At 68.6% G+C, this 17,026-nt stretch carries 16 protein-coding genes; all 16 read left to right on the forward strand.

Going from position 1 to position 17,026, the window contains the following annotated elements:
- Positions 1–163: 163 nt before the first annotated feature.
- The 16 genes from thrB (at position 164) to atpA (ending at position 17,006) form a co-directional block, all read left to right on the forward strand.
- Positions 164–1,081, forward strand: coding sequence for a homoserine kinase (gene thrB / locus OG746_RS11435; protein ID WP_266714082.1), 918 nt, complete (start codon positions 164–166; stop codon positions 1,079–1,081).
- A 400-nt stretch (positions 1,082–1,481) separates the two neighbouring features.
- Positions 1,482–3,572, forward strand: coding sequence for a transcription termination factor Rho (gene rho, locus OG746_RS11440; RefSeq protein ID WP_266714084.1), 2,091 nt, complete (start codon positions 1,482–1,484; stop codon positions 3,570–3,572).
- 342 nt (positions 3,573–3,914) lie between these two features.
- A complete protein-coding gene (locus tag OG746_RS11445; RefSeq protein WP_266714086.1) occupies positions 3,915–5,018 on the forward strand; it encodes an LCP family protein in 1,104 nt (367 codons plus the stop codon).
- Between the two features lie 165 nt (positions 5,019–5,183).
- Positions 5,184–5,405, forward strand: coding sequence for a 50S ribosomal protein L31 (rpmE, locus tag OG746_RS11450; RefSeq protein WP_100595864.1), 222 nt, complete (start codon positions 5,184–5,186; stop codon positions 5,403–5,405).
- Between the two features lie 105 nt (positions 5,406–5,510).
- On the forward strand, positions 5,511–6,587 hold the full coding sequence (gene prfA, locus OG746_RS11455; protein WP_266714088.1) for a peptide chain release factor 1: 1,077 nt from the start codon (positions 5,511–5,513) through the stop codon (positions 6,585–6,587).
- Positions 6,588–6,675: 88 nt separating this feature from the next.
- Positions 6,676–7,515 (forward strand): peptide chain release factor N(5)-glutamine methyltransferase, encoded by an 840-nt coding sequence (prmC, locus tag OG746_RS11460; protein ID WP_266714090.1) that lies wholly within the window; start codon positions 6,676–6,678, stop codon positions 7,513–7,515.
- 74 nt (positions 7,516–7,589) lie between these two features.
- Positions 7,590–8,237 carry an L-threonylcarbamoyladenylate synthase gene (locus OG746_RS11465; protein ID WP_266714092.1) on the forward strand — a complete coding sequence of 216 codons (648 nt, stop codon included), beginning with the start codon at positions 7,590–7,592 and terminating at the stop codon, positions 8,235–8,237.
- A complete protein-coding gene (locus OG746_RS11470; RefSeq protein ID WP_266714094.1) occupies positions 8,234–8,896 on the forward strand; it encodes an arsenate reductase/protein-tyrosine-phosphatase family protein in 663 nt (220 codons plus the stop codon). The genes OG746_RS11465 and OG746_RS11470 overlap by 4 nt, the downstream gene beginning before the upstream one ends.
- A gap of 171 nt (positions 8,897–9,067) precedes the next feature.
- Entirely contained in the window at positions 9,068–10,330 is a 1,263-nt protein-coding gene (gene glyA, locus OG746_RS11475) for a serine hydroxymethyltransferase (protein WP_266714096.1), read from the forward strand.
- 139 nt (positions 10,331–10,469) lie between these two features.
- On the forward strand, positions 10,470–11,801 hold the full coding sequence (locus OG746_RS11480) for an MraY family glycosyltransferase (protein ID WP_266714098.1): 1,332 nt from the start codon (positions 10,470–10,472) through the stop codon (positions 11,799–11,801).
- Between the two features lie 273 nt (positions 11,802–12,074).
- On the forward strand, positions 12,075–12,533 hold the full coding sequence (locus OG746_RS11485) for a Cg1360 family ATP-synthase-associated protein (RefSeq protein WP_266714115.1): 459 nt from the start codon (positions 12,075–12,077) through the stop codon (positions 12,531–12,533).
- A 225-nt stretch (positions 12,534–12,758) separates the two neighbouring features.
- Entirely contained in the window at positions 12,759–13,577 is an 819-nt protein-coding gene (gene atpB, locus OG746_RS11490; RefSeq protein ID WP_524540399.1) for a F0F1 ATP synthase subunit A, read from the forward strand.
- A gap of 75 nt (positions 13,578–13,652) precedes the next feature.
- Positions 13,653–13,892 carry an ATP synthase F0 subunit C gene (atpE, locus tag OG746_RS11495; RefSeq protein ID WP_266714117.1) on the forward strand — a complete coding sequence of 80 codons (240 nt, stop codon included), beginning with the start codon at positions 13,653–13,655 and terminating at the stop codon, positions 13,890–13,892.
- Positions 13,893–13,929: 37 nt separating this feature from the next.
- Positions 13,930–14,478, forward strand: a complete 549-nt coding sequence (locus OG746_RS11500; protein WP_266714119.1) for a F0F1 ATP synthase subunit B — start codon at positions 13,930–13,932, stop codon at positions 14,476–14,478.
- Positions 14,475–15,296, forward strand: coding sequence for a F0F1 ATP synthase subunit delta (locus OG746_RS11505; protein ID WP_266714121.1), 822 nt, complete (start codon positions 14,475–14,477; stop codon positions 15,294–15,296). Before OG746_RS11500 ends, OG746_RS11505 begins: the two co-directional genes overlap by 4 nt.
- Positions 15,297–15,416: 120 nt before the next feature.
- Complete coding sequence (gene atpA, locus OG746_RS11510) at positions 15,417–17,006, forward strand: F0F1 ATP synthase subunit alpha (RefSeq protein ID WP_266714123.1); 1,590 nt, start codon at positions 15,417–15,419, stop codon at positions 17,004–17,006.
- The last annotated feature ends 20 nt before the right edge of the window (positions 17,007–17,026 follow it).

The following is a 17,026-nucleotide window of genomic DNA, read 5'->3' on the forward strand; positions in this document are numbered from 1 at the left end:
TTCGATAGGCTGTGTCGAACCCGCCCACCGCATATGCCGTGGTGCCGCCGCTGTTCCGTCGATCGCGGCCCGGGTGTCGACGCACGCATCACCAGACATCGACGCATCACAAGACATCGGAAGTTCTCGAAACATCCCGTAGCTCAAGGAGAGTCATCGAGCGATGGCCGGTCCCGCCTTCCGCGCCGCCGCCGTCAGGGTGCGCGTTCCCGCCACCAGCGCCAATCTCGGCCCGGGCTTCGACAGCCTCGGCCTGTCGCTGGGGCTCTACGACGACGTGGTCGTCAGGGTCGCCGACTCCGGCCTGAACATCGACATCGCCGGTGAGGGCTCCGAGACCCTGCCCCGCGACGAGTCGCACCTTCTGATCCGGTCCCTGCGTACGGCCTTCGACGCCCTCGGCGGACAGCCGCGCGGCCTTGAAATCGTCTGCGCCAACCGCATCCCGCACGGCCGTGGCCTGGGCTCTTCGTCCGCAGCGATCGTGTCCGCCGTGGTCGCCGCGCGCGCCGTGACGATAGGCGGCGGCGCCCTGCTCGACGACGCCGCGCTGCTCGAACTCGCCACCGAGATCGAGGGCCACCCCGACAACGTGGCCCCGTGCCTGCTCGGTGGCTTCACCATCGCGTGGACGGAGACCGGCGCAGGTCGCGCGATCCGTCTCGACGCGGCCAGTTCCATCGTTCCGGTGGTCTTCGTTCCCGGAAAGCCGGTCCTCACCGAAATGGCGCGAGGACTCCTGCCGCGCACCGTCCCGCACGTGGACGCCGCGGCCAACGCGGGCCGGGCGGCCCTGCTCGTCGAGGCCCTGACCAGGCGCCCCGAGCTGCTGCTCCCGGCCACGGAAGACCGTCTCCACCAGGAGTACCGGGCGCCGGCGATGCCGGAGAGCGCCGCCCTTGTGGAGCGGCTGCGGGCCGACGGGGTGCCCGCGATGATCTCCGGAGCGGGGCCGACGGTCCTCGCTCTGGTGGAGGAAGAAACGGCCGACAAGGTCGCCCGGCTGGCCGGGGAGGGCTGGGCGGCGAACCGCCTTGACCTCGATGTCGACGGAGCGAGCGTGCTGCCGCTTGGCTCCTGACACCCGGTTGCCGGAATACGAGAGGGGGAATGTTTGTTGGATCCGGTAGTGTTAACCTCAAGTCTGCACCCGGCCCTACCATGGCGAGGTGCTGTGTGTCCCCGTCAGGGACAACCATTCTTCCGGGAGCCTCCCCAGCGATTCTGTGCAGCGTCCTCGCATGTCGAGACGTGGCGCTGAAGAGTGGCGAGCACGCTCCGGAACCGGCGTGACCGAGCCGCGTGACACAGAAATCCAGTGCACCCGCGGAATCGGGCTACGCCGTCACCACCGAATTCTTCCGCCTCTTCGGCGGACAACCGCCCCGGCACACGGTCCGTACAGGCTGGACCACCGCCGGACAGCACAACACGGTCGCCGAGCCAGACAGGCCGACGTCCGCTCCAGGGAAGGACCCTTCGTGAGCGACACCACCGATCTGATGGGCGTGACTGCCGACAGCTCTGCTGCCGCGCCCGCCGCGTCCTCTGCGGACGCCTCCGCCGCGCCCGCCCGGCGGCGCCGCGGTACCGGCCTTGACGGCATGGTGCTGGCCGAACTGCAGCAGGTCGCATCGGGCCTCGGTATCAAGGGCACTGCGCGGATGCGCAAGAGCCAGCTGATCGAGGTCATCAAGGAGGCGCAGTCCGGGGGAGGCAATTCCCAGAGCGCCCCCGCGAAGAGCGCCGACGCCGCAGAGACGAAGCCGAAGCGGCGGGCCACCTCGAAGGCCCGCACCGGCGACGAGTCCGCGGCCGACGCGGCGCCCGCGAAGGCGGGTGCCAAGGCGGACAAGGCCGAGGCCGCCGACGCCAAGGCGAAGAAGGCCACGGCCCAGCAGCAGATCGAGATCCCCGGCCAGGGCGCCAGTGACGAGCAGCCGGCCGGCGAGCGTCGTCGCCGCCGTGCCACGTCCGAGGCGGGCAGCCCCGAGACGGTCACCGCCGAGGCCAAGTCCGAGACGCGGCAGGACCGCCAGGACAAGCAGCAGGACCGCCAGCAGGACCGTCAGGACGGCGGCGACGGCAACAAGGGCGACGGCGGCCAGGACGGCAACCACGAGGGTCGTCGCGACCGTCGTGACCGTCAGGGCGACCGCCAGGGTGGCCGTGGTGGGCGCGACCGCGACCGTCAGGGCGACCGCGACCGTGACCGCCGCGGCGGCAAGGGCGACGACCAGGGCGGGAACAGCCAGGGCGGCGGCCGGAACAACCAGCAGGGTGGCGGCCGGAACAACCAGCAGCAGGACGACGGCTACGACGACGACGGCAGCGGCCGCCGCGGGCGCCGGGGCCGTTACCGCGACCGCCGTGGGCGTCGTGGGCGCGACGAGCCGGGCTTCGGCAACGAGCCGCAGGTCTCCGAGGACGACGTCCTGATCCCCGTCGCGGGCATCCTCGACATCCTCGACAACTACGCCTTCATCCGTACGTCGGGCTACCTGCCGGGTCCCAACGACGTCTACGTCTCCCTGGCCCAGGTCCGCAAGAACGGCCTGCGCAAGGGTGACCACGTCACCGGTGCCGTGCGTCAGCCCAAGGACGGCGAGCGCCGCGAGAAGTTCAACGCGCTCGTCCGCCTCGACTCGGCGAACGGCATGGCGGCCGAATCCGGCCGTGGGCGCCCGGAGTTCAACAAGCTGACGCCCCTCTACCCGCAGGACCGCCTCCGCCTGGAGACGGACCCGGGTGTGCTGACGACGCGCATCATCGACCTCGTCGCGCCGATCGGTAAGGGCCAGCGTGGTCTGATCGTGGCCCCGCCGAAGACCGGCAAGACCATGATCCTTCAGGCCATCGCCAACGCGATCACGGTGAACAACCCCGAGTGCCACCTGATGGTCGTCCTCGTCGACGAGCGTCCGGAAGAGGTCACCGACATGCAGCGGTCGGTGAAGGGCGAGGTCATCTCCTCGACCTTCGACCGTCCGGCCGAGGACCACACCACGGTCGCCGAGCTCGCCATCGAGCGCGCCAAGCGCCTCGTGGAGCTGGGTCACGACGTCGTCGTGCTGCTCGACTCGATCACCCGCCTGGGCCGCGCGTACAACCTCGCGGCGCCGGCCTCCGGCCGCATCCTGTCCGGTGGTGTCGACTCGACCGCCCTGTACCCGCCGAAGCGCTTCTTCGGTGCGGCCCGCAACATCGAGGACGGCGGTTCGCTGACCATCCTCGCCACCGCGCTGGTGGACACCGGGTCCCGCATGGACGAGGTCATCTTCGAGGAGTTCAAGGGCACCGGCAACGCCGAGCTCAAGCTCGACCGCAAGCTCGCCGACAAGCGCATCTTCCCGGCGGTGGACGTGGACGCGTCCGGTACCCGTAAGGAAGAGATCCTGCTCGGCAGCGACGAGCTGGCGATCACCTGGAAGCTGCGTCGCGTGCTGCACGCGCTCGACCAGCAGCAGGCGATCGAGCTGCTGCTCGACAAGATGAAGCAGACGAAGTCCAACGCGGAGTTCCTGCTGCAGATCCAGAAGACGACGCCGACGCCGGGCAACGGCAACGACTGACGCTTCACCGGGATCCAGGGGCTGGGCCCCGCCGCTTCGTGCGGCGGGGCCCAGCCCTTTTCCATGCCTGGTCGGAGCCTGGTCGCAGCGATTCGGGGCACTCGTGGGCCAGAGACCTTCACCACACGTATAAGGATCTGTGCCCTCTGTGAAGCATGTGGCACATGGGCGTGAAAGTGCAGGTGAGAGGCTTGCGGGTCGTTGGTACCGCTACGTACCGTCGCATTTCCGTCCCGGAATGCGCACACGTGTTTGTGCAACCCTTCTTGGCGGTCCGCCGTCACACCGAGTGAACGAACAAGCGGACCGAAGGATCAGAAGCAGACGAACCTGCGAGGAGTTATGCCGGAACGTGACAGCAAGCCCGGGCGCCACCGCGGCGCCAAGGGCAGCCGCCGCAAACCGCGCAGTGGGCGCAGCAAGGCGCTGCGGATCGCGGCGTGGAGCGCCGCGGGCGTCGTCGTCCTCGGTGGAACCGGCCTGGGGTACGTCTACTTCCAGCTCAACGGCAACATCAAGAGTGTCGACATCGACTCGCAGCTGGGCACCGACCGTCCGCAGAACGTGGACAACGGCTCCGAGGACATCCTCGTCCTCGGCTCCGACACCCGGGCCGGCGACAACGAGAAGGTCGGCGGCGGTGCCGACGAGGGCTCCGCGCGCTCGGACACCGCGATGGTCGTCCACGTCTACAAGGGCCACAAGCGGGCCAGCGTCGTCTCCATCCCCAGGGACACGCTCATCGACCGCCCCTCGTGCACCGACAAGGACGGCAACGAGTACCCGGCGCAGAACGAGGTCATGTTCAACTCCGCGTACTCGACGGGCGGCGCGGCCTGCGCGGTGAAGACCGTCGAGTCCCTGAGCGGAATCCGCATGGACCACTACGTGGAGGTCGACTTCAGCGGCTTCCAGAAGCTGATCGACGACCTCGGCGGCGTGAAGGTCACCACCACGAAGGCGATCAACGACCCCGACAGCCATCTGAACCTCGACGCGGGCACGCACACGCTCAGCGGCGAGCAGTCGCTCGGCCTCGTCCGCACCCGGCACGGCGTCGGCGACGGCAGTGACCTGGGGCGCATCCAGCTCCAGCAGGCGTTCATGAAGGCCCTGATGGACCAGATCAAGAGCGTCGGCGTCTTCACCAGCCCGAGCAAGCTGTACGCGCTCGCGAACACCGCCACGAAGACGGTGACCACGGACTCGCAGCTGGCCTCGGTCAAAGACCTGACCTCGTTCGCGAGCGGGCTCAAGGGCATCGGCTCCGGCGACATGAACATGGTGACGCTGCCCGTGCAGTACGACCCGAACGACGCCAACCGCGTGCTCCTGGACAAGACCAACGCGAGCAAGGTCTGGAAGGCCCTCGAGTCCGACAGGACCATCCCGAAGTCGGCCACGAAGGACTCCGCCAAGGGCTCCGCCGACAGCGTCGTGAAGTAGCCGCGAAGCAACGACGACCCCTTCTGGGAGGGCCGGGAATACTTCCGGGCCCTTCTCGGTTTTGGGGGATACGGCCAGTCCTGGCAGACTGGTACGTCGGTCCCGGTTCACGCTCCCGCATCCCGCGTCAGCGACCCGGCGCCCTCCATGAACCTAGGAGACACCTTGAAGCGCGACATCCACCCCGAGTACGTCGAGACGCAGGTCTCTTGCACCTGTGGCGCGTCGTTCACCACCCGTAGCACCATCTCGTCCGGCACCGTCCGTGCCGAGGTCTGCTCCGAGTGCCACCCGTTCTACACGGGCAAGCAGAAGATCCTCGACACCGGTGGCCGTGTGGCCCGCTTCGAGGCCCGCTTCGGCAAGGCTGCCGCTGCCAACAAGTAGCGGAGCTCCAGCGCCGGTCCACGGTGCCCCTGTTTTCGCGGGGGCACCGGGACCGGCGCTTTGCGGTGCAGCCCCTTTTGACCCCCGTAACTGCAGGAGCCGGAGATGTTCGAGGCCGTCGAGGAACTGATCGGTGAGCACGCCGATCTGGAGCAGAAGCTCGCGGACCCCTCGGTCCACGCCGACCAGGCGAACGCGCGCAAGCTCAACAAGCGCTACGCCGAGCTGACCCCGATCGTCGCCACCTACCGCTCCTGGAAGCAGACCGGGGACGACGTCGAGACGGCCAAGGAATTCGCCGCCGACGACCCGGACTTCGCGGCCGAGGTCAAGGACCTCGAGCAGCAGCGCGAGGAGATCACCGAGAAGCTGCGGCTCCTGCTGGTGCCCCGCGACCCGTCCGACGACAAGGACGTGATCCTCGAGGTCAAGGCCGGCGCCGGTGGCGACGAGTCCGCCTTGTTCGCCGGTGACCTGCTGCGCATGTACCTGCGCTACGCCGAGCGCGTCGGCTGGAAGACCGAGATCATCGACGCCACCGAGTCCGAGCTGGGCGGCTACAAGGACGTCCAGGTCGCCGTGAAGACCAAGGGCGGGAACGGCGCGACCGAGCCCGGCCAGGGTGTCTGGGCCCGCCTGAAGTACGAGGGCGGCGTGCACCGCGTGCAGCGTGTGCCCTCGACCGAGTCGCAGGGCCGCATCCACACCTCCGCCGCCGGCGTGCTGGTCACGCCCGAGGCCGAGGAGGTCGACGTCGAGATCCACGCGAACGATCTGCGCATCGACGTGTACCGCTCCTCGGGCCCCGGCGGGCAGTCCGTCAACACGACCGACTCCGCCGTCCGCATCACGCACATCCCCACCGGCGTCGTGGCTTCCTGCCAGAACGAGAAGTCCCAGCTGCAGAACAAGGAGCAGGCGATGCGTATCCTGCGCTCCAGGCTCCTCGCAGCGGCGCAGGAGGAAGCGGAGAAGAACGCCGCCGACGCCCGCCGCAGCCAGGTCCGCACCGTCGACCGCTCCGAGAAGATCCGTACGTACAACTTCCCGGAGAACCGCATCTCGGACCACCGTGTCGGCTTCAAGGCCTACAACTTGGACCAGGTGCTCGACGGCGAGCTCGACCCCGTGATCCAGGCGTGCGTCGACGCGGACTCGGCCGCCAAGCTCGCCGCCGCGTAGAACCGCACCGCCCGCCCCGTACGACAGCTCAGCCCGGAGGAACAGCGTGCAGCAACATTTTGGGGGGCGACCCCCGAACCCCCGCAGCGTGCTGCTCGCGGAAGTGGCCCAGGCCACTCAGCGGCTTGCCGACGCCGGCGTGCCCTCGCCGCGCAATGACGCGGAGGAGCTCGCGTCCTTCGTGCACGGCGTCAAGCGGGGCGAGCTGCACTCCGTCAAGGACGCGGACTTCGACGCCCGGTACTGGGAGGCGATCGCGCGCCGCGAGGCCCGCGAGCCGCTCCAGCACATCACCGGGCACGCCTACTTCCGCTATCTGGAGCTCCAGGTCGGTCCCGGTGTGTTCGTGCCGCGCCCGGAGACCGAGTCGGTCGTCGGCTGGGCCATAGACGCCGTGCGCGCGATGGATGTCGTCGAGCCGCTGATCGTCGATCTGTGCTCCGGCTCCGGCGCCATCGCGCTCGCGCTGGCCCAGGAGGTGCCGCGCTCGCGCGTGCACGCCGTGGAGCTGTCCGAGGACGCGCTCAAATGGACGCGCAAGAACGTCGAGGGGTCCAGGGTCGACCTGCGCCAGGGCGACGCCCTGACGGCCTTCCCCGACCTCGACGGCCAGGTCGATCTCGTCATCTCCAACCCGCCGTACATCCCGCTCACCGAGTGGGAGTACGTCGCCCCCGAGGCCCGTGACTACGACCCGGACCTCGCCCTGTTCTCCGGCGAGGACGGGCTCGACCTGATCCGTGGCATCGAGCGCACCGCCCACCGCCTCCTGCGCCCCGGCGGCATCGTCGTCATCGAGCACGCGGACACGCAGGGCGGCCAGGTGCCGTGGATCTTCACCGAGGAGCGGGGCTGGGCGGACGCCGCCGACCACCCCGACCTCAACAACCGCCCGAGGTTCGCGACGGCCCGCAAGGCGCTGCCGTGACCGACGCGTTGTCCATTGAGTTTGACGAATTCGAGCGATCCGCAGACCAGCACATCGAGCAGGAGGCCCGCTAGATGGCACGGCGTTACGACACCAACGACGCAGTCGACCGCGCTACCGGCCTGCGTGAAGCCGCCTCCGCAGTCCGCCGCGGCGAGCTGGTCGTGCTGCCCACCGACACCGTGTACGGCATCGGTGCCGACGCCTTCACGCCGGAGGCGGTCGGTGACCTCCTGGAGGCCAAGGGCCGTGGCCGCAACATGCCGACGCCGGTGGTCATCCCCTCGCCGAACACGCTGCACGGGCTCGTCACGGACTTCTCCGAGATGGCCTGGGAACTGGTCGACGCGTTCTGGCCGGGCGGCCTGACCCTCGTCGCCAAGCAGCAGCCGTCGCTGCAGTGGGACCTCGGCAGCACCCGTGGCACCGTCGCGGTCCGCATGCCGCTGCACCCCGTCGCCATCGAACTGCTCACCGAGGTCGGCCCGATGGCGCTCTCCTCCGCGAACCTGACCGGCCACCCGGCACCCGAGGACTGCGACGCCGCGCAGGAGATGCTCGGCGACTCCGTCTCCGTCTACCTCGACGGGGGGCCGACGCCCGGCAACATCCCGTCATCCATCGTCGACGTCACCGGCAAGGTCCCGGTCCTGCTGCGCGAGGGCGCGCTGACCGCGGACGAGCTGCGCAAGGTCGTACCCGACCTCGAGGTGGCGAATTGACAGCCCCTGAGACGGGGCGTGGCATAGGCAACGGGTACGTACGCACGCCGGCACTCCCCGGCGACACCTTCCGCATCCTCCACGTCAGCACCGGCAATGTGTGCCGCTCGCCGATCACCGAGCGGCTGACGAGGCATGCCCTCGCGGACCGGCTCGGCGCGCCGCTCGCCGGCGGTCTCGTCGTGGAGAGCGCGGGCACCTGGGGCCACGAGGGCGCGCCCATGGAGGCCAACGCGGAAACGGTCCTGGCCGACTTCGGCGCGGACGCCTCCGGCTTCGTGGGCCGTGAGCTCCTCGACGACCACGTCATAAGGGCCGACCTGGTCCTGACCGCGACCCGCGACCACCGTGCGCAGGTCATCTCCATGGGCCACAGCGCGGGCCTGCGCACGTTCACGCTGAAGGAGTTCACGCGGCTCGTGCAGGCCATAGACCCGGCCACGCTTCCGGATCCCCTGGAGTCGGGTGTGGTCGAGCGTGCGCGGTCCCTGGTGCGGGCCGCTGCCGCGCTCCGGGGGTGGCTGCTGGCTCCCTCCGTGGAGGCGGACGAGGTGTACGACCCGTACGGGGCACCGCTGCCGTTCTTCCAGTCGGTGGGCGGCGAGATCCATGAGGCCCTGGACCCGGTGGTCACGGCCTTGACGGGCGTCAAGAAGTAGCTCCGCTCAGGCCCCCCGAAACGTTTACGCCCCATGCCTCGATCCAGCCCCGCCGGCGTTTGAGGCGCGGGGTCCGGGGCGGAGCCCCGTGGCGTGACGCCGGGCGGGCGCAACGACGCGGATCTACATTGGAAGGCACTTACCTCCCCGACGCGAGGCCCGGAGCCGACCATGCCGGTGATGACACAACCCGCAGCCACAGCGGAGCTACTGCGGCAGGACCCCGAACTGGCCGAGATCCTCCTCGGGGAGACCGCCCGCCAGGCGGACTCCCTCCAGCTCATCGCCGCGGAGAACTTCACGTCGCCCGCGGTCCTCGCCGCCCTCGGCTCCCCGCTCGCCAACAAGTACGCGGAGGGCTACCCCGGCGCCCGCCACCACGGCGGCTGCGAACTCGTCGACGTCGCCGAACGCCTCGCGATCGACCGCGCCAAGGCCCTCTTCGGCGCCGAACACGTCAACGTACAGGCGCACAGCGGCTCTTCGGCCGTGCTCGCCGCGTACGCCGTACTGCTGAAGCCCGGCGACACCGTCCTCGCGATGGGCCTGCCGTCCGGCGGCCACCTCACGCACGGCTCACCGGCCAACTTCTCCGGCCGCTGGTTCGACTTCGTGCCGTACGGCGTCGACGCGGAGAGCGGGCTCATCGACTACGAGCAGGTCCGCGCCGCGGCCCGCGCCCACCGCCCCAAGGCCATCGTGTGCGGCTCGATCTCGTACCCCCGGCACATCGACTACGCCGCCTTCCGGGAGATCGCCGACGACGTGGGCGCCCACCTCATCGCCGACGCCGCGCACCCGATCGGCCTGGTCGCCGGGGGAGCGGCCCCGAATCCGGTCCCGTACGCGGACATCGTCTGCGCCACCACGCACAAGGTGCTGCGCGGGCCGCGCGGCGGGATGCTGCTGTGCGCGGCCGAGCTGGCAGACCGCGTCGACCGGGCCGTCTTCCCCTTCACCCAGGGCGGCGCCCAGATGCACACGATCGCCGCGAAGGCCGTCGCGTTCGGGGAGGCTGCGCGCCCCGCCTTCACCGCGTACGCCCATCAGGTCGTCGCCAACGCGCGGCTGCTCGCGGGTGCGCTCGCCGCGGAGGGCTTCGGCATCACCACCGGCGGAACCGACACCCATCTGCTGACCGTGGACCCGGCCCCGCTCGGCGTCGCGGGCGCGGTGGCGCGTGGCCGGCTCGCCTCTGCGGGCATGATCCTCGACACATGCGCGTTGCCCTACGAGGGTGGTCGCGGCCTGCGCCTCGGCACCGCCGCCGTCACCACACAGGGCATGGGTGAAGGAGAGATGGCCCGCATCGCGGTGCTCCTGTCGGGTGTCGTACGTGACGTTCTCGACGTCCGCACGGTGCGTGAAGAGGTGCGCCAACTGGCCGGAAGATTCCCCCCGTACCCCGCCTGGAACGGGGTAGGAGAGCGGTAGAACACCCCTTGCGCCGCACCAGTGCACCTCTGGAACCGTCAGCCGTGCAACCATCGTCGCTACCCGGAAGTCCCCAACCCTAAGCACGCGAGACTAGGGTGTGGGGCTGAGATGGCCAGCGATACCTGTGGGGAAGCCCGTGCGTGAATACCTGCTGACGCTCTGCATCACGGCCGCGGTGACCTATCTGCTCACAGGCCCGGTGCGGAAGTTCGCGATCGTGGCCGGCGCCATGCCGGAGATCCGTGCACGTGACGTGCACCGGGAGCCCACGCCGCGGCTCGGCGGTATCGCCATGTTCTTCGGCCTGTGCGCGGGCCTGCTCGTCGCCGATCACCTGACCAACCTGGACAAGGTCTTCGAGTCCTCGAACGAACCGCGGGCGCTGCTCTCCGGCGCCGCCCTGATCTGGCTGATCGGCGTCCTGGACGACAAGTTCGAGATCGACGCCCTCATCAAGCTCGGCGGCCAGATGATCGCTGCGGGCGTGATGGTGATGCAGGGCCTGACGATCCTTTGGCTGCCGATCCCCGGTGTGGGGACGGTGTCGCTGACGCAGTGGCAGGGGACCCTGCTCACCGTCGCGCTCGTCGTGATCACCATCAACGCGGTGAACTTCGTCGACGGCCTCGACGGGCTCGCGGCGGGCATGGTGTGCATCGCCGCCGCTGCGTTCTTCCTGTACGCGTACCGGATCTGGTACGGCTACGGCATCGAGTCCGCGGCCCCGGCCACGCTGTTCGCGGCGATCCTGATGGGCATGTGTCTGGGCTTCCTGCCGCACAACATCCATCCGGCCAGAATCTTCATGGGCGACTCGGGCTCCATGCTCATCGGCCTCGTCCTGGCGGCCGGCGCGATCTCCATCACAGGGCAGGTCGACCCGGACGCGCTCAAGCTCAACCTCGGCGGCTCCACCCGCGACACCACGCACGCGATGCTGCCCGTCTTCATCCCGCTGCTGATGCCGCTGACGATCATCGCGATCCCGTTCGCCGACCTCGTCCTCGCGATCGTGCGCCGCACCTGGAACGGGCAGTCGCCGTTCGCGGCGGACCGCGGGCATCTGCACCACCGGCTCCTGGAGATCGGCCACTCGCACTCCCGCGCGGTGCTGATCATGTACTTCTGGTCGGGCCTCATCGCCTTCGGCGCGGTCGCCTACTCGGTGCACTCCGCGTCCGGGATGTGGGTCATGCTCACCATCGTCGCGCTGAGCTTCGTCGGGCTCGTCATGCTCCTGCTGCCGCGCTTCACGCCGCACGCGCCGCGCTGGGCCCAGCACTTGGTGCCGCCGCGCTACCGGCGACCGGCCGGGGGAGGGGACGGGGCGGCCGAGCCGTCCGAGGGCTCCGAGACGTCCGGCGGCGAACCGGACCGCGACCGGATCCCCGCGGGTGTCAACGGAGCGACGGCGATCGGCGCCCGTTCGCGCTTCACGGATCGGCGTAAGGCCGGAACGTCTCGTTGACGCGGGCGATCACGAAGTCCGAAATGAGCCCAATACCAGACATGTTGGCCTCGTGCGTGCACAGACGCGCAGGATCCCCCTCACGTGTGACGGTTGGCACACCTTCTAGGTAAAGACCGCATCAAATAGTTTGTGATACCGTTCACGAAGCCAGGGGGAGGGCCGAAAGGCCTTAGTGCAACGGCCATTTGGCCCGAATCGGACTGCCGAATCCCCGGACTACGCTCGTCCATGACGACACCCTGCCCCACACCAGTAAGCGGAGTTGCCGCCATGCCGTCCAATGACGCACGGACCCTTCTTCAAGCCGTCGTACCAACCGCTGTCGCGGGCGTGATTGCCGCGGTGATCAGTGGTGTGGTTGCGGGCGGCAAGGGGGCCATCGGTGCGCTGGTCGGTGCTCTTGTGGTCATCGTGTTCATGGGCCTCGGGCAGCTCGTGCTGATCCGCACGGCAAAATCGCTTCCGCAGCTGTTCCAGGCGATGGGGCTGATGCTCTACGTCGCCCAGCTGCTGCTGCTCTTGATCTTCGTGGCAGTCTTCAAGGACACGACTCTCTTCAATCCCAAGACCTTTGCCATCGCGCTGGTGGTCTCGACCGTCGTGTGGATGGCAGCCCAGGCCCGCGCTCACATGAAGGCCAAGATTTTCTATATCGATCCCGAGTCGGCGCCCGGATCCAAGGGGTCCGGAAGCAGCGAAAGGGACGAGAAGACCGGGTCGTCATCGTGAGAGGTAGGGCCGGGATAAGCGCCCGTTCGTCGGGCTGCTATCGTCCGGTGCCAACTGCGGCATCGCCGGCGCGGGCACGAGAGCTGACGCCTGCACGATCGCGAGGCTCACTGCCTGCCCGCCGCCCCCACGCCCGAAACACCAGACCGGTGCCGATCCGCGGCTGCGCGCCGCACCGACACAACGAGGTTGCCGTACTTATGCGTCACGCCGAAGGAGCCCGCGGTGAGTGCTGACACGACCCAGCTCGCCTTTGACTGGAGCTGTCGGATCATGTCCGACAACGGATGCGGCTTCCCGGCGCCGGGCCTGCACTCCTTCCTGTTCGAACCGATTGCCGACTTCGGCTGGTTCTACTTCAACAAGGTGATGCTGCTCGCTCTCATCACCACGGTCATCATCTGCTGGTTCTTCTACGTCGCGTTCGGCCGCTCGAAGGTCGTGCCCGGCAAGATCCAGATGATCGGTGAGGCCGGCTACGACTTCGTCCGCCGCAACATCGTCTACGAGACGCTGGGCAAGCGCGAGGGCGAGAAGTACGTCCCGATCATGGTCTCGCTGTTCTTCTTCATCTGGATCATGAACGTCTGGTCGGTCGTCCCGCTGGCTCAGTTCCCGGTCGGATCGGTCATTGCCTACCCGATCGTCCTCGCGGCCATCGTGTACCTGATCTGGGTGCCGCTGACTTTCAAGCGCCATGGTTTCGTGGGCGGTTGGAAGAACATCACCGGCTACGACAACTCGCTCGGCCCGATCAAGTGGCTGGTCTCGTTCATCGAGTTCTTCTCGAACCTGCTGGTCCGCCCGTTCACGCACGCGGTCCGACTCTTCGCGAACATGTTCGCGGGTCACCTGATGCTGGTGATGTTCACCGTCGCCTCCTGGTACCTGCTGAACAGCTGGATGATCCCGGCCGCGGGTGTCTCCTTCGTCATGACGATGGTCATGATCCTCTTCGAGCTTTTCGTGCAGGCCGTCCAGGCATACGTCTTCGTGCTGCTGGCCTGCTCGTACATTCAGGGCGCTCTCGCCGAGCACCACTGAGCTGCACCCGTCCAACCACCCCAGGTCGTCCGGTGGACAACCCCCACCGGTTCGTAAAGAAAAGGAAGTAACGGCATGTCCGCGTCCATCGAACTCGCCGCTGGCGTCTCCGGCTCCCTCGGTTCCATCGGTTACGGTCTCGCCGCGATCGGCCCCGGCATCGGCGTCGGCATCGTCTTCGGTAACGGCACCCAGGCCCTGGCCCGCCAGCCCGAGGCCGCCGGCCTGATCCGCGCCAACCAGATCCTCGGCTTCGCCTTCTGTGAGGCGCTCGCCCTCATCGGCATCGTCATGCCGTTCGTGTTCGGTATCTGATTTCTGTACCTGACACGATTCGACGAAAGGCACTGATGTGATCGCCAACCTGGTTGCACTCGCGGCCGAGGAGGAGCAGAGCCCGCTCGTCCCGCCCGGTCCCGAGCTGCTCATTGGCACCCTTGCCTTCGCCATCGTCTTCTTCGTCTTCGCCAAGAAGCTCCTCCCGCGTATCAACAAGACGCTGGAAGAGCGCCACGCGAAGATCGAAGGCGGTATCGAGAAGGCCGAGGCGCTTCAGACCGAGGCCCAGAGCGTGCTCGAGCAGTACAAGGCTCAGCTCGCCGAGGCCCGGCACGAGGCCGCGCGGCTGCGCCAGGAGGCGCAGGAGCAGGGTGCCGCGCTCATCGCCGAGATGCGTGCGGAGGGTCAGCGGCAGCGTGAGGAGATCATCGCCGCCGGCCACTCGCAGATCGAGGCCGACCGCAAGGCCGCCGCTCAGGCGCTGCGTCAGGACGTGGGCCTGCTGGCCACCGACCTGGCCGGCAAGCTTGTCGGCGAGTCCCTCGAGGACACCGCCCGGCAGTCGCGCACGATCGACCGCTTCCTCGACGAGCTCGAGGAGAAGGAAGAGGCTGCACGATGACCGCCCACGGAGCGAGCCGCGAGGCACTGGCCGCCGCGCGTGAGCGTCTGGACGCGCTGACCGACAACACGTCGGTCGACGCCAAGGCGCTCGCCGGCGACCTGGCCTCGGTGACCGCGCTGCTGCAGCGCGAGGTCAGCCTGCGACGGGTCCTGACCGACCCGGCTCAGGCCGGTGAGGCCAAGGCCGAGCTCGCGAGCCGCCTGCTCGGCGGCCAGGTCGGCGGCGAGACCGTCGACCTGGTGTCCGGCCTGGTCCGCTCCCGGTGGTCGGCCTCCCGCGACCTGGTCGACTCCCTCGAGGAGCTGGCCAACACCGCGGACCTGACCGCGGCGCAGAAGAGCGGTGAACTCGACGACGTCGAGGACGAGCTGTTCCGGTTCGGCCGGATCGTCTCCTCCAACACCGAGCTGCGCGCCGCACTGACCGACAAGTCCGCTTCGAACTCGGCCAAGGGCGAGCTCGTCAAGCAGCTGCTCGACGGCCGGGCCAAGCCCACCACCGAGCGGATCGTCGGCCGTCTTGTGACCGCGCCGCGGGGACGTAGCCTGGAAGCGGGACTCGAGTCCCTCTCCAAGCTCGCCGCCGAGCGTCGCGAGCGCATGGTGGCGGTCGTCACCACCGCGGTGCCGCTGAGCGACGCGCAGAAGCAGCGTCTGGGTGCGTCCCTGGCGAAGCTCTACGGGCGTCAGATGCACCTGAACCTGGACGTGGACCCCGAGGTCCTCGGCGGGATCAAGGTGCAGGTGGGTGACGAGGTCATCAACGGCTCGATCGCGGACCGCATCGAGGAGGCCGGCCGCCGTATGGCCGGCTGACCGCAACAAGCTCAACACGTACGACTACGGCCCTAGTTGGGCCGTGCAGAGGATTCCTGGGGGCTGACCCCAGACCCCCCAAGAACACTTCGGGCCCAACAAGGAGAGCAGGGAACCCAGATGGCGGAGCTCACGATCCGGCCGGAGGAGATCCGGGACGCGCTGGAGAACTTTGTCCAGGCGTACAAGCCGGACGCGGCCTCGCGCGAGGAGGTCGGTACGGTCACCCTTGCCGGCGACGGCATCGCGAAGGTCGAGGGCCTCCCCTCGGCCATGGCCAACGAACTGCTGAAGTTCGAGGACGGCACCCTCGGCCTCGCGCTCAACCTGGAAGAGCGCGAGATCGGCGCCATCGTCCTGGGCGAGTTCAGCGGCGTCGAGGAGGGACAGCCGGTCACGCGTACCGGCGAGGTCCTGTCCGTCGGCGTCGGCGAGGGCTACCTGGGTCGCGTCGTCGACCCGCTCGGCGCCCCGATCGACGGTCTCGGCGAGATCGAGACCAGCGGTCGTCGCGCCCTCGAGCTGCAGGCCCCGGGCGTCATGGCCCGTAAGTCGGTCCACGAGCCGATGGAGACCGGCTACAAGGCCGTCGACGCGATGACCCCCGTCGGCCGTGGTCAGCGTCAGCTGATCATTGGTGACCGCCAGACCGGCAAGACCGCCCTGGCCGTCGACACGATCATCAACCAGCGTGACAACTGGCGCACCGGCGACCCGAACAAGCAGGTCCGCTGCGTCTACGTCGCCGTCGGTCAGAAGGGCTCCACCATCGCCTCCGTGCGTGGTGCGCTCGAAGAGGCCGGTGCGCTGGAGTACACGACCATCGTCGCCGCCCCGGCGTCCGACCCGGCCGGCTTCAAGTACCTGGCGCCGTACACCGGTTCGGCCATCGGCCAGCAGTGGATGTACGAGGGCAAGCACGTCCTCATCATCTTCGACGACCTCTCGAAGCAGGCCGACGCCTACCGCGCCGTGTCCCTGCTGCTCCGCCGCCCGCCGGGGCGCGAGGCCTACCCGGGTGACGTCTTCTACCTGCACTCCCGTCTGCTCGAGCGCTGCGCGAAGCTCTCGGACGAGATGGGCGCCGGTTCGATGACGGGTCTGCCGATCGTGGAGACCAAGGCGAATGACGTCTCGGCGTTCATTCCGACCAACGTCATCTCCATCACCGACGGCCAGTGCTTCCTGGAGTCCGACCTGTTCAACGCCGGCCAGCGTCCGGCCCTGAACGTCGGTATCTCGGTCTCGCGTGTGGGTGGTTCCGCCCAGCACAAGGCCATGAAGCAGGTCTCCGGCCGACTCCGTCTGGACCTGGCCCAGTACCGCGAGCTGGAGGCGTTCGCCGCCTTCGGTTCCGACCTGGACGCCGCGTCGAAGGCGCAGCTGGAGCGCGGTCAGCGTCTCGTCGAGCTGCTGAAGCAGGCTCAGTACGAGCCGATGGCCACCGAGGACCAGGTCGTCTCCGTCTGGGCCGGTACCAACGGCAAGATGGACGAGGTGCCGGTCTCCGACATCCGCCGCTTCGAGAAGGAGCTCCTGGAGCACCTGCACCGCAAGGAGCAGGGCCTCATGACCTCCATCAAGGAGGGCGGCAAGATGTCGAACGACACCATCCAGGCCATCGACGAGGCCGTCGCCGACTTCAAGAAGCAGTTCGAGACCTCGGACGGGAAGCTTCTCGGCGAGGACGCTCCGGCCGCCGCCAAGTGACGTAAGGAAGGGACCTGACT

The organism is Streptomyces sp. NBC_01016, from assembly GCF_026341035.1.
Taxonomy (GTDB): domain Bacteria; phylum Actinomycetota; class Actinomycetes; order Streptomycetales; family Streptomycetaceae; genus Streptomyces.